Source organism: Thermochromatium tepidum ATCC 43061 (genome assembly GCF_009664085.1).
Lineage (GTDB): Bacteria > Pseudomonadota > Gammaproteobacteria > Chromatiales > Chromatiaceae > Thermochromatium > Thermochromatium tepidum.
On sequence record NZ_CP039268.1, the window covers coordinates 733,511 to 745,683 of the forward strand.

The 12,173-nt window shown below is 62.4% G+C and carries 11 protein-coding genes and 1 CRISPR repeat array; of the genes, 6 read left to right on the top strand and 5 right to left on the bottom strand.

Annotation, left to right across the window (positions count from 1 at the left end):
- Position 1: 1 nt before the first annotated feature.
- Entirely contained in the window at positions 2–1,147 is a 1,146-nt protein-coding gene (locus E6P07_RS03305; RefSeq protein WP_153974299.1) for an RNA-guided endonuclease InsQ/TnpB family protein, read from the top strand.
- An 84-nt stretch (positions 1,148–1,231) separates the two neighbouring features.
- On the opposite strand, the gene E6P07_RS03310 is transcribed toward E6P07_RS03305, so the two are convergent.
- Complete coding sequence (locus E6P07_RS03310; protein WP_153974300.1) at positions 1,232–2,179, bottom strand: DUF808 domain-containing protein; 948 nt, start codon at positions 2,177–2,179, stop codon at positions 1,232–1,234.
- 132 nt (positions 2,180–2,311) lie between these two features.
- Here E6P07_RS03310 and ubiT point away from each other — a divergent pair, with 132 nt between their 5' ends.
- Positions 2,312–2,782, top strand: a complete 471-nt coding sequence (ubiT, locus tag E6P07_RS03315) for a ubiquinone anaerobic biosynthesis accessory factor UbiT (RefSeq protein ID WP_153974301.1) — start codon at positions 2,312–2,314, stop codon at positions 2,780–2,782.
- Between the two features lie 84 nt (positions 2,783–2,866).
- On the opposite strand, the gene E6P07_RS03320 is transcribed toward ubiT, so the two are convergent.
- Positions 2,867–3,520 (bottom strand): cytochrome b/b6 domain-containing protein, encoded by a 654-nt coding sequence (locus E6P07_RS03320; protein ID WP_153974302.1) that lies wholly within the window; start codon positions 3,518–3,520, stop codon positions 2,867–2,869.
- Complete coding sequence (locus E6P07_RS03325) at positions 3,517–5,160, bottom strand: tetrathionate reductase family octaheme c-type cytochrome (RefSeq protein ID WP_153974303.1); 1,644 nt, start codon at positions 5,158–5,160, stop codon at positions 3,517–3,519. Before E6P07_RS03325 ends, E6P07_RS03320 begins: the two co-directional genes overlap by 4 nt.
- A 215-nt stretch (positions 5,161–5,375) precedes the next feature.
- Here E6P07_RS03325 and E6P07_RS03330 point away from each other — a divergent pair, with 215 nt between their 5' ends.
- On the top strand, positions 5,376–5,894 hold the full coding sequence (locus E6P07_RS03330) for a TIGR00645 family protein (RefSeq protein WP_153974304.1): 519 nt from the start codon (positions 5,376–5,378) through the stop codon (positions 5,892–5,894).
- A gap of 51 nt (positions 5,895–5,945) precedes the next feature.
- Here the strand turns inward: E6P07_RS03330 and E6P07_RS03335 are convergent, their stop codons facing one another.
- Positions 5,946–7,073 (bottom strand): GGDEF domain-containing protein, encoded by a 1,128-nt coding sequence (locus E6P07_RS03335; protein ID WP_153974305.1) that lies wholly within the window; start codon positions 7,071–7,073, stop codon positions 5,946–5,948.
- A gap of 14 nt (positions 7,074–7,087) precedes the next feature.
- Complete coding sequence (ruvB, locus tag E6P07_RS03340; protein WP_153974306.1) at positions 7,088–8,203, bottom strand: Holliday junction branch migration DNA helicase RuvB; 1,116 nt, start codon at positions 8,201–8,203, stop codon at positions 7,088–7,090.
- Positions 8,204–8,329: 126 nt separating this feature from the next.
- On the opposite strand from ruvB, the gene E6P07_RS03345 reads away from it, so the two are divergent.
- The 3 genes from E6P07_RS03345 (at position 8,330) to E6P07_RS03355 (ending at position 11,172) form a co-directional block, all read left to right on the top strand.
- Positions 8,330–9,853 carry a DUF2491 family protein gene (locus E6P07_RS03345; RefSeq protein ID WP_162008593.1) on the top strand — a complete coding sequence of 508 codons (1,524 nt, stop codon included), beginning with the start codon at positions 8,330–8,332 and terminating at the stop codon, positions 9,851–9,853.
- Positions 9,854–9,904: 51 nt separating this feature from the next.
- The gene (locus E6P07_RS03350) at positions 9,905–10,330 is read left to right on the top strand and encodes a DUF350 domain-containing protein (RefSeq protein ID WP_153974308.1); all 426 of its coding nucleotides are present in this window, start codon (positions 9,905–9,907) and stop codon (positions 10,328–10,330) included.
- A gap of 65 nt (positions 10,331–10,395) precedes the next feature.
- Complete coding sequence (locus tag E6P07_RS03355; protein WP_153974309.1) at positions 10,396–11,172, top strand: hypothetical protein; 777 nt, start codon at positions 10,396–10,398, stop codon at positions 11,170–11,172.
- A gap of 515 nt (positions 11,173–11,687) precedes the next feature.
- A CRISPR array of direct repeats spans positions 11,688–12,005; the repeat unit is 36 nt; unit sequence GTCTTAATCCCCTCAAAAGCGGGTCTCGATGCGAAC.
- The last annotated feature ends 168 nt before the right edge of the window (positions 12,006–12,173 follow it).

The following is a 12,173-nucleotide window of genomic DNA, read 5'->3' on the forward strand; positions in this document are numbered from 1 at the left end:
CATGCTGCGCACCGCCTCGATTCGCCTGAATGTTCGCCCGGACCAAGTGGCGGCCTTGGGGGCTCTGCAATCGGCTTATGCCGATGCCTGCAACCGCTTGGTGCCGACGGTGATCGAACATCGCTGCTGGAACCGCGTGGCGCTGCACCAGTTGGCCTATGCCCGGCTGCGCGAGGAAACACCGCTGGGCTCGCAAATGGTCTGCAACGCCATCTTCTCGGTCTGTAAGTCCTACAAGGCGCAAAAGGAACTCGGTCGCATCAAGAAGGACGAGCCCGCACCTGTAGTGCACTTCGACCGCGCCAGTGTCCATTTCGACAAGCGAACATACTCCATCAAAGGGGAGTGCCTGAGTCTCTACACCCTTTCTGGCCGCATCGCCGTCCCGATGGTGCTGGGCGAGCATCAGCGCCGCATCATGGCCTCGGGCAAGGCCAAAGAAGCCGAGTTGGTTTGTCGCAAGGGTCGCTGGTATTTCAACCTCGTCGTCGAGTCCGACGATGCGGACCCCATTGCATCCAGCCCCGTCATGGGCGTGGATGTCGGAGAAAACAATCTCGCTGCCACCAGCACGGGCAAGGTATGGGGCGGCGGGCAACTGCGCCACAAGCGCAACTGCCACCTTGCCCTTCGTCGTCGTTTGCAGTCCAACGGCAGCCAAAGCGCCAAACAGAAGCTGCGGCAGGTCTCTGGCAAAGAGCGGCGACGTGTGACGCACATCAACCACGAAACGAGCAAAGCGATCGTTGCCGAAGCGCGGCGCATTGGTGCTTCCAAGATCGTGATGGAAGACTTGTGCCATATCCGCGACCGCATCCGGGCTGGCAAGCGCGTGAGAGCGAGACTGCATCGCTGGGCTTTCCGGCAACTTCAGACCTTTGTCGAATACAAGGGTAAGGCTGCCGGAATCGCGGTCGAATACGTCAATCCGGCCTACACCAGCCAGACGTGTTCTTGCTGCGGGGCGTTGGGTCGGCGCGTCAAGCATCGTTTCGTGTGCGACAAGTGTGGTCTCCGGGCGCACGCCGACTGTAACGCCAGTCGAAACCTGGCCCGGATTGGCAGTGGAGCCCCGCTGCCAAGGGCGGCTGTAAACACGCCCAATGTTGGGGATGCGGTCAACCATGTTTGCTGCGTCTTACAATAAAGCCTTCGACTTCAGTCGAGGGTTGTTTACCCGTGATCGGTAAAGGCCTGGTCAGGGTACGCCTGGTCGATCGATCCATTCAGCTCAGGCTGCTCTGGCCCTGTCGAGTCGGGCCTTGATCCAGATCCAGACCGCCAGCACGACCGTGCCCGCCGCCAGGCCGACCAGGGCGTTTGCGACCAAGGGCATCAGCGTGCCGAGCAGCGGCCCGACGGAGTCGAGCGTGCCGAGTGCGTCTGCAAGATGCTCGATCGCATGATGCAGAATCTGAACCCCGTGGACCAGGATGCCGCCGCCGACCAGGAACATGGCGAGGGTACCGGCAACGGCCAGCGCCCTCATCAGCCAGGGCGCGGCCTGAAGCATGAGATCACCGAACGCGCGGGTCGCGACCGCCCACCAGCCCGTGCCGGGCGTGTGGCTGAGAAAGCGTCCGGCGTCGTCGAGCTTGACGATCCCGGCGACCAGGCCATAGACCCCGAGGGTCATGAGGATCGCGATCCCGGTCAGCACCAGGCTCTGGATGAGAAGGCTCGCCTGTTCGACTGTCCCGAGGGCGATCACGATGATCTCGGCCGAGAGTACGAAATCGGTGCGGATAGCGCCCCGGATCTTCGCGCGCTCAACCTCCGCCAGATCGGCGGTCGGGTCGATGAGCGCGGCGGTCAGCTCGGCGCGATGGGCCTTGCGATCTTCGCCCTGACCCAGGCGGTGCGCGATCTTCTCGGCCCCCTCGTAGCACAGATAGAGTCCGCCGATCATCAGCAAAGGCAGGATCGCCCAGGGGGCAAGCGCACTGATTGCCAGGGCCAGAGGGACCAGGATCAGCTTGTTGACCGCCGATCCCTTGGCCACGGCCCAGACCACGGGCAGCTCGCGCTCGGCGCGTACCCCCATCACCTGCTCGGCATTGAGCGCCAGATCGTCGCCGAGCACGCTGGCCGTCTTGCGCGCCGCGACCTTGGTAAGCAGGGCCACGTCGTCCAAGACGGTCGCAATGTCATCGAGCAGCGCCAATAGACTCGTCGCCATCGTCAAACTCCGGGTGTCTTGAGCAAATTCGTCTTGCCGCTATTTCAGCCTCGGCGCCTGCTTGTGTCGAGCGGGGTCGAAGGAGGAAAATCGCGTGCCATCTTCGCAACGTCTTCGATCGGGATCTCCGCCATGTCAGTCATCCAGCGTCTTCTCTACCCACTGGCCTTCCCACTGCGTCTGGTGCCCGGCACCCTACACAGCCGTGCGCTGGCCGCCATCCTCAATCAGGTCATGAACGAGGCCCTGGCCGAGGGTGAGCTCGATTTTCTCAAGGGTCGGCGGATCGCGATCGAGATCGATGACCTCGGGCTGCGCTATCGGCTGGGACTGGAGAATGGGCGCATCAGGGGCTATGGCGACGAGCGCCCGGCCGATGCCAGCATCGCCGGCGGTCTGCACGAATTCTTGCTGTTGGCTGCCCGGCGCGAGGATGCCGATACGCTCTTTTTCCAGCGTCGGCTGCGCATGTCGGGTGATACCGAGCTTGGGCTGTATCTTAAAAACTTCCTCGACGCCTTCGAGCCACCGGCGCGTTGGACGCCGCTGATCCGCGCCCTCGAACGCCTGGCCGATCTACGCCTGCCGGGGCGCAAGGCGTAAGCCGCTCACTTCCCCCACGACCAGGGCGGTCCAGGATACTGCCGATCCCGGACGCCCGCACGCCTCCATCCGCTCCCTAAGCGCTTAGCGGATGTTCTCAGGTTCGTCCTTCAACAGATAGGCCTCTTCCTCGGGGGTCAGGTCCACGTCGTCGAAGCCATTGATCATGGGCTTGAGATGGGCGATGAATGAATGACCGGTCGTCAGCATATAGACATGCACCAGTACGAACACCAGGATCGCATAGGCGGCGCCGGTGTGGACATAGGCGAGCCCGGTCAACCAGTCGCTGGCATGGGGCAGGTCGCGCCACAGAAAATAGCCCAGATAGGCCAGTCCCGTGATCCAGATGAGCGGAAAGATCAGGATCTTGAGCATCAGATAGGCGAACGCCTGAAGCGGGTTGTGTTTGCGCCAGTAGGCCTTGCGATAGGGGTGGTGCTCGCCCTTGAAGATCCCGTAGCTATAGAAGCGCAGTACCTGCCACATCCCGGAAAAGGTCGGGATGAAGTGACGCCAGGTCTTGGTCGTAAACAACCAAAATACGCTAAAGGCCCACAGCAGCAAGAGCAGCAGGGCCGCCAGGGTGTGTAGGGTGACGGCGGTCTCGAAGCCGATCAGACGATGAAAGCCGTGTATCCCGAAACCAGAGAACAGAAGCACCAGGATGAGCGCCATCTGCGACCAGTGCCAGAACCGCTCGAACAGGCTGAAGATCTTGACGCGCCGGATGGTCATGACTGCGGCCCTCTAAACGATGTACGGATACGGATCAGGGCGTGTCCGAGGATGGCGGCCAGGGTGCCAAGGACTGCCAGGATGCCGATCAGGTCGAGCCGGCGATTGTGATCCCGCCCCGGGAGATAGAGTCCCTCGAGCCCCTCCAGGCGTCCGCCTCGGGTATGACAGGACTCGCACCCGAGCGCGTCCTCCTTGGGCGCAACCATGTGGGTAATGGGCCAATAGGAGACCGTTTCAACAAAGCCGTATTGGCCGGAATAGGGCAGTCCCGCCTTCTGCATGCCGACCGCGATCGCCTTGCCCATGTCGTAGTTGCCCCAGTAGGCACTGTCGTCCTCACCCCAGAGATGGGTATAGACCAGGGTGCCACGGCCCAGGTCGGCCGGCATCCAGGTGTGCATCACCTTAAACGGCCAGATGCGCGAGCGTCCATCCTCGCGACTGCCCCTAAAATCGTTGATGGCGATCGGCTGCTGATCGATGTCGAACGGGGTCTCGATGGTGGTGTAGTGCATCTGGCCATCAAACCAACGATAGATCGGTACCAGGTTCTCGCCATAGGTAAAGCTGCCCTTGATCGACTTGTAGGTGTAGCGGTGCTCGCCGTTGCCCTGGATGTAGCCATGCTCGTGATAGCCGACACCGTCGCGCGTTCGTCCAGCGGTGCGCCAGTCCCAATGGGTCATGGTCGCCACGCCGCCGCGCGCGTATTCGGGGATGTGACAGGTCTGACAGGCGAGGCTTGCGATATGATCGTTGCGCTTGAAGGAGGCGATCGAATCGACCTTGTGCGGGGCCAGTCCGTGGCAGGACTCGCAGCTGGCCACATCGCGACGCTGGCCGGGCAATCCAGTACCTTCCAGATCCTTGGCCACGACCTGGTAGCGACTGCCGGCCCACAGGTGCTTGTTGGTGATGTGACAGGCGGTGCAGGCGAAGTTCAGACCATCGACGCCCATGTGCACATCGAGCGTGCGCGGCGGATTTTTCAGGGCCGATGAGAGATCACCGTGTTTGACGTTGTCCCCGCCGCCGCCATTGAAGTGGCAGGTGCCGCAGTTGGCGCGCTCGGGCAGACCGACGCTCTGGGCGATCCGGGTCAGATCCATGGCAGGTTTGCCCTCGAACATCACCGAACAGGCGGGGCTCCCTGGGCTGTTGGGCAGCTTGTAATAGGTCCCGGTGCGATCGTGACAGACCAGACAGTCGATCTTGGTCTCATCGCTGAAGTCGAAGCGCTCGTCCTTCCAGCCATAACCGGCGTGACACTGGGCGCACATGCCCTCATTGCCGCGCGCATTGGTGCAAAAGTTGTTGACCAGGTGCCTCTTGCCGAGCCGCTGGCCGGTCGCCGGATGGATGTATTCCCAGGTCCAATGGATGTTCTTCATGAAGTGCTTGCCGGTCTCGGTGTGACAGCTCAGGCAGGCCTGGGTGACCTCGGATCCGGTGGCAAAGGGCTGCTTGAGGATCTCGAACTTGGTGTGATCGGCGGTCCCTCCGGTCAGGGGGCCTGAGACCTGTTCCGAGGCCGGTCGGGCCAGGGGCGACAGCGGATGGCCCTGGGCATGCGCACCTGTTGCACCGCACGCACCGGCAAGCAGCAGGATCAAGGCGAGTCCAAGCAAGGCTGGCATCGGGTTGACTCCGGGGCTTTGAATGAAACAACCCAATCTTGGCGATAATCCGATCCATCCGCCATGATCTGGGACAAAAAACCTCATTTCTAGTCTTCAGCCAGACTCGTTCTCACCCGGATCTTGGAGCTAGACGCGCCCGAAAAGCCGCTTAGAATAGGCGCGCCGACGCCGCGCCAGTCACCCATCCCCACACTAAACCCAGGAGTCACCGCGTGCTCGAACGCATCATCGAACGTCTGCTCTACGCCAGCCGCTGGCTGCTGGCACCCGTCTATCTGGCGCTCTCGCTGGTGCTGATCGCGCTTGCCATCAAGTTCTTCCAGGAGATCTATCACCTCTTTGAACACATCCTGGAGATGAGCGAGTCGGACATGGTGCTGCGCATCCTGGCGCTGATCGATCTGTCGCTGGTGGGCAGCCTGTTGGTGATGGTGATGTTCTCGGGCTATGAGAACTTCGTCTCGCGCATCGATGTGCGCGAGGGCGACGACCAGCTCGACTGGCTCGGCAAGCTCGACGCCGGCACGCTCAAGCTCAAGGTCGCCGCCTCGATCGTGGCCATCTCCTCGATCCATCTGCTCCAGGTCTTCGTCAACATCCCTCAGATCGAGAACGACAAGCTGAAGTGGTACGTCATCATGCATCTGACCTTCGTCGTCTCGGCGCTGCTGATGGGGATCCTCGATCGTATTTCGCACCGCGGCCAGGGCGATAAACTGGTCGGGCATTGAGCTGCCGCGCGCAAGGTTCGGTGCCGGGCCTTCAAGGTCGGCCCCCTCAGTCTAAACCGTAACGATCCGATCGCGTCCGCCTTGCTTGGCGGCATAGAGTGCACCATCGGCGGTCTTGAGCCAGTGCTCAGGGCTGGGGTGCGCGCCGAGCTCGGCGAGCCCGATCGAGACCGTAATCTCGAGCTCCAGGCCCTCGTGCTCGATGCGCATGATGCGCACCGTATCGAGCAGGCGCTGGGCGAGCGGCAGGGCGTCCTTGAGCGCCGTATCCTGCAGGATGGCGGCGAACTCCTCGCCACCATAGCGTGCGACGAAATCGCTCTTGCGTGGAAAGGCCTTGGTGCAGCAGTTGGCGAGCTGTTTGAGGACCGTATCGCCGGCCGGATGGCCGTAGGTGTCGTTGATGCGTTTGAAATGATCGGCATCGATCATCAGTAGACAGGCCGGCTGACCCGAGAGCTTGCAGAGCTCGAATACCCGTTCAAGCTGGCGGTCGAAAGCCTTGCGGTTATAGAGTCGCGTCAGGCCATCGAGATTGATTTCGCGTTGGGCCGCGTCCAGCTCACCCTGGAGCGATTCGAGCTTGCCGGTCAGGTCTTGGAGCAGTCCCTGGTTGCGCCGTGCGCGCTCGCGGGTGATCTCGGTGATCGACTCGAGGGCATGCATCGCCGTGCGGCTTAGGATCTCGAGCGGGGCATTGGTCTCGATCGTCGTGCGCAGCTGCTCGATCACCTGCATGACCTTGGCCTGATCCTCTTTGTCGTCGGCGAGCACCTGTCCCAGTGTCTGCAAGAACTCGCCCATGACCTGGCGGATCCCCAGGATCTGGCGGTTGACATAGGACTGCTCACCGCGCCGGACCCGGGTGACGAAGTCGCGCAGACCGTTCCAGTCGCGGCGTGCGCTCGGATGTGCGACCTCCTCGGACCTGGCCTGGCCCTGGGCGGCATCCAGTGACACAGCGGTGAGGACATGCTGGCTCCAGCGTTCAAGCTGTTCGGCCAGGGTTGTGGCCTTGATGTCGTCGAGATCAAAGGCATATTTGGCCCAGATTCGCAGCACCAAGGCGAGCTGATCGAGCGCCGACCGTTCTAGCTCGGCATGGGTCTCTGGGTCGGGTGGCGTGGGCGGTGTCTCACTGGTTACCGTCTTGGGTTCGCGTTTCCAGAACCTAGCCATGGCTGCGATCGACTCTATGACATCTGTTCAAGGTTTTGGGATGGCACAGGGTAACGAGTTTCCGGCGGCTCGGCGAGGGTTTCAGACGGTGCGTCAAAGAGATCTGTCGTGACACCCGGCAGCGGCGCCCGTGCTGGACTGAGCCCGAGATGCCGGTAGGCCGACTGGGTGGCCATGCGCCCGCGCGGGGTGCGGATCAGAAAGCCCTGCTGGATGAGGAAGGGTTCTAGCACGTCCTCGATGGTGCCGCGCTCCTCGCCGATGGCCGCTGCCAGGCTCTCGACCCCGACCGGGCCGCCGTCGAACTTCTCGATTACCGCTGAAAGCAGGCGGCGGTCCATATGATCGAAGCCCAGTGCATCGACCTTGAGCATGGTCAGGGCCTGGTCGGCGATCGCGGCATCGATTCGGCCATCGCCGCGCACCTGGGCATAGTCGCGAACCCGGCGCAGCAGCCGGTTGGCGATCCGCGGTGTACCGCGCGAACGGCGGGCGATCTCGGCGGCGCCTTCGGGTTCGGCCTCGATGCCGAGGATCTGGGCCGAACGGCGCACGATCTGGGTCAGATCCGCGGACGAATAGTATTCGAGCCGCTGCACAATGCCGAAACGATCGCGCAAGGGCGAGGTCAGGAGTCCGGCGCGGGTCGTCGCGCCGACCAGGGTAAAGGGTGGCAGGTCGAGCTTGATCGAGCGCGCCGCTGGGCCCTCGCCGATCATGATATCGAGCTGATAGTCCTCCATCGCCGGATAGAGCACCTCCTCGACCACTGGACTCAGGCGATGGATTTCGTCGATGAAGAGCACATCGCCTGGTTCGAGGTTGGTCAGGAGCGCGGCCAGGTCGCCGGGCTTTTCCAGCACGGGTCCCGAGGTTTGACGGAGGTTGACCTGCATCTCCTGGGCGATGATGTGGGCAAGCGTGGTCTTGCCCAGTCCAGGCGGGCCGAAGATCAGCACATGGTCGAGCGCCTCCTTGCGCGCGCGTGCGGCAGCGATGAAGATCTCCAACTGTTCGCGCACCGCCGCTTGACCGACATAGTCGACAAATCGCCGTGGACGGATGGCGCGGTCGATGGCTGTATCTTCGCTGATGACTTCGGCGGTGATGAGTCGGTCGGGTTTATTCATGGCGGTTGCATCAAGCCGCTCACAGGGAGCAAATGGCCGGGTTCGTGATTGTGGTCAGCTTAACCGGATTGCGCCCATAATGTCTGTAATCAACGTGCCAATCTTTGGCCCCAGGTCTTGATGACGATGCACCGTCTGACTCCGACGCTCGTCCTGATACTCATCCTGGAGGTGACCATCGGGTTGCTGAACCCAGTGGATGCCTGGGCCAAGAAGGGCCCTTCCAGTAGCGGCTATTCGCACCCCTCATCGCGTCTGAGCCAGCGCACGCCCTCGACGCGCCCAAGTGCTACCTCACGCACCCCATCGGTCAGCGGCGGTTACAGCCGTCCGACCCCCGTATCGACAGCGACTGGCGCCAATCCGGCACCGCGGGGCAGTGCCGTCGATCAGGCCCTCTCGCGTCAGGGTTCCCAGCCCGCGCTCGACGATTTCCGCCACCGGAGCGAGCCCAAGGGACCGGCGATCGAAACGATCTGGAATCGTCCCTCGACCTCGACGACGCCGAGCGCGCCGCGCCGACCCTCGACTCATGACCCGATCCTTGGCAGCGCCTCCTGGTCTCGCCGTACGTCCTCTGCCTCAGAGGCGCGCCATCCGGTTCCGGCCAATTGGTTGGCAAACTCCTCGCCTCACTTCGGACCCTGGAGTGCCGTCCTGCTCTGGGGGCTGCTCGAAACCCTATCGCAACCCGGACATGCCGAATTCTTTTACCATCACGCCCAGGATCCAGGCTATCTTCAGTGGCGCGCCGAGGCCGAGCGGCTGGCACTCGATGATCCAGAACTGGCACATCGTCTCGATGAGCTCGACAACCGGCTGGATGACATCTCGGGACCGCGCGATCCCAATTACCCGGCCCCAAGCCTCGAATCCACATCGACTGAATTTCCATTCGGTGCACTGCTGACGGCGTTGTTCCTCCTGCTCATCGCTGCCGTGCTCGTCATCCTGCTCTGGCGGCGCTTTTTCGGCGATGTCGCTTTGCGTCGGTCCGTGCTAAAACCGACTGGACGCAGGGGTGCGCAAGCGGCCTATCGTCCCGACTGGTTCCGAATCGGCATGACCCTACCGGTCGATCCGTCACTGTTCATCCTGTCTGAGTCCTTCACCAAGGTACGAGCGCCGCAGGCGGCGAGCGGCAGTGGTCTGATCTCGGTCGAGCGTCTGGGTGAGGTCAGGGGGCCAAGCGTGACCTGGTATCGGCTCTATATCTCGGGCGGCGCGGCCTTCTTCCAGGTCCATCTGGATGGGAAGGGTCAGCCGGATGAGTGTCGCTATTTTTCGTGGCTCGATGAGGTCACGCCGGCCAACGCCGATGAATGGGCCGTCTGGCTCGATCGCTTTGAGGGGCTGATCGGCTGGCCGGAGTTTCAGACCAAAGACGGTCAGCTCTATCGGCGTCTGTGGTCGCCCGGCGAGACGCGCCTTGAACCCTATGTGCTGCGCGAGACCCTGGATACTACCGACGGCACTGAAATCGAGCCCTGCCGCCAACAGGCCATGCTCTATGCGCGCGCCACCGGCGCCCAGCCACCGGCGCCCATGACCGAATATCTGCTGGTGGCCGCCAACGAGCAGGGCGATGCCGCCTGGGTGTCGCTGCATGTCGGCATCGATATCCCCGTCGCCGGCCTGAACCTGAGCTGACCACCGCGCTCGTAACGAACCTCCTGCCCGCAACATCCTGGAGTCCCTCCCGTGACCGAAACCCTCGATATCCTGTGGCAGACGCTCAACAGCGGACTGCCGATCCTGTTACTGCATTTCCTCACCACGCTGGCGCTCCTGGTGGTGGGTGTGGGCGGCTATGCCCTGATCACGCCCTATCACGAGCGCGCCCTGATCCGGCAGGGCAATGCGGCGGCCGGTCTGACGCTCGGCGGCGCCTGGGTGGCGCTGGCCATCCCGCTGGCCGCGACCCTGGCCACCAGCGGCGTCTGGCTCGACATCCTGCTGTGGGGGAGCGTGGCGGTGCTGATCCAGTTGCTGACCTTTGGGGTCTTCGTCCTCCTGTTCCGTGATCTGCGCGCATCCATCGAGTCTGGCAATGTCGCGGCGGCTGCCTTGCTGGTCGGGGTACAGGTAGCGGTTGCGCTGTTGAACGCCGGCGCCATGGCTGGTTGAGCGGACCCCAACCCCTGTCTTTCCATCCTCAAACAACCGATCTGAATCATCAGGAGCGACCGTTTATGTTCAATTTCATCCGTCACTTTGCCGGGGTCAAGGCCGATCAGGTCGTCCAGAGCGGGATCGAGGCCCTGGTACGTTGGGATCCCAAGGGCGCGACCGAGGCCGAGCTGCGCGCCATGGAAGAGCATCTCGACGCACTGGGTCTGGAGGTCGCCCAGGCGCGTGCAGCCTATGAGCGCGAAAAGCAGGAGGCCGACGCCATTCAAAAACTGCTCGATCAACGCCTGGCTGCCGCCGAGGTGCTGCAAGGTCAGATCGCCGCCGAGATCGACCCGACCCGCCGCGCGGGGCTCGAACAAAGCCTAAACACCCTGCTCGATCTGCTCGAACAGATGGCGCCGGACGTGGAACGTGAGGCCAGCGAAGCCAAGGATGCCCAGGAGTTTCTGGCGATGCTGGAACAGACCTACAACGAGGCGGGTTCCAAGCTCAAGGAGGCGCGTCGCCAACTAGAACGTGCCGAGCGCGACATGCGCCGTGCCGAACAGCAACGCGAACAGGCCGAGCGTCAGGCCGAGGCGGCGCGCCGTGCCGCCGGACTGAGCGGCGCCACCAGCGGCCTGAGTGTGGCCTTGAAGGCGATGAATGAGGCCGCCGCGCGCGATCTGGCTCAGGCCGAGGCGGCGAGCCTGAAGGCCAAGCTCCTTGCGCCCACACGCCCCGAACAGGACGATCCTAATATCGCCGCGGCCCTGGCAGCGGCCAGCGGCAGGGGGCCGGCTCCGCAGTCGGCCAGTGACCGTCTGGCGCGACTGAAGGCGCGGATCGGGAGCTGATCCGTCCATCCCTGGTCGGATCGGGGCGAGGATTCAGGAGCCATCCTCGCGGAAGTTGCACGCGCCATCGGGTCTGCAGGGACAGATGGCGCTCGTGGTGTCGATCTTGGCAGTTGATATCGCTACCCCGCGAACGCATCCGTAGGAGCCGGCTTTAGCCGCGATCTTGGCAGTTGATATCGCCACCCCGCGAACGCATCCGTAGGAGCGGCTTTAGCCGCGATCTTGGCAGTTGATATCGCTACCCCGCGAACGCATCCGTAGGAGCGGCTTTAGCCGCGATCTTGGCGGCTGATATCGCCACCCCGCGAACGCATCCGTAGGAGCGGCTTTAGCCGCGATCTTGGCAGTTGATATCTCGCCTGAAGGCGCTCCTACAGACCTGCCGACCCGCTTTGCCGAGATCCACTTTTGACAGAGCCAGGGCTTGAAATCGTTCTATCGTTCGCGCCTTCCCGGAAGACTGCTCGAGGCGTGTTGCAGTCTTTTGGCCCGATGGTCTTTATGGGCCACCTTCAATAATCCCCTCAAAAGCGGGTCTCGATGCGAACGGGCGGAGCGGATCCATTCCATTAATGCATCCCGGTCTTAATCCCCTCAAAAGCGGGTCTCGATGCGAACGGATAGGCAATGTCAAATTGAGGTCGTGACCAATGGTCTTAATCCCCTCAAAAGCGGGTCTCGATGCGAACTTTATATGGAGTCAAAGTCTGGGCTGGCGGTAAAGTCTTAATCCCCTCAAAAGCGGGTCTCGATGCGAACTCTTGCCGTCCGCCCCGATCAGGGCGCCGCCAGTGGTCTTAATCCCCTCAAAAGCGGGTCTCGATGCGAACCCCTTGTGGATAACTTTTGCTTGAAAAATCAATCTGATAGACAAGCTCAAGCATACACAGAGAGTCGGCAAAAAAGTTAGGTCAAGTTTTGACCAAAAATACAACAGATTTCGGGGTCAGAGTGGCCGTGTCAGCCGCGCTCGATAATATCGAACTTGGGGCTTGAAT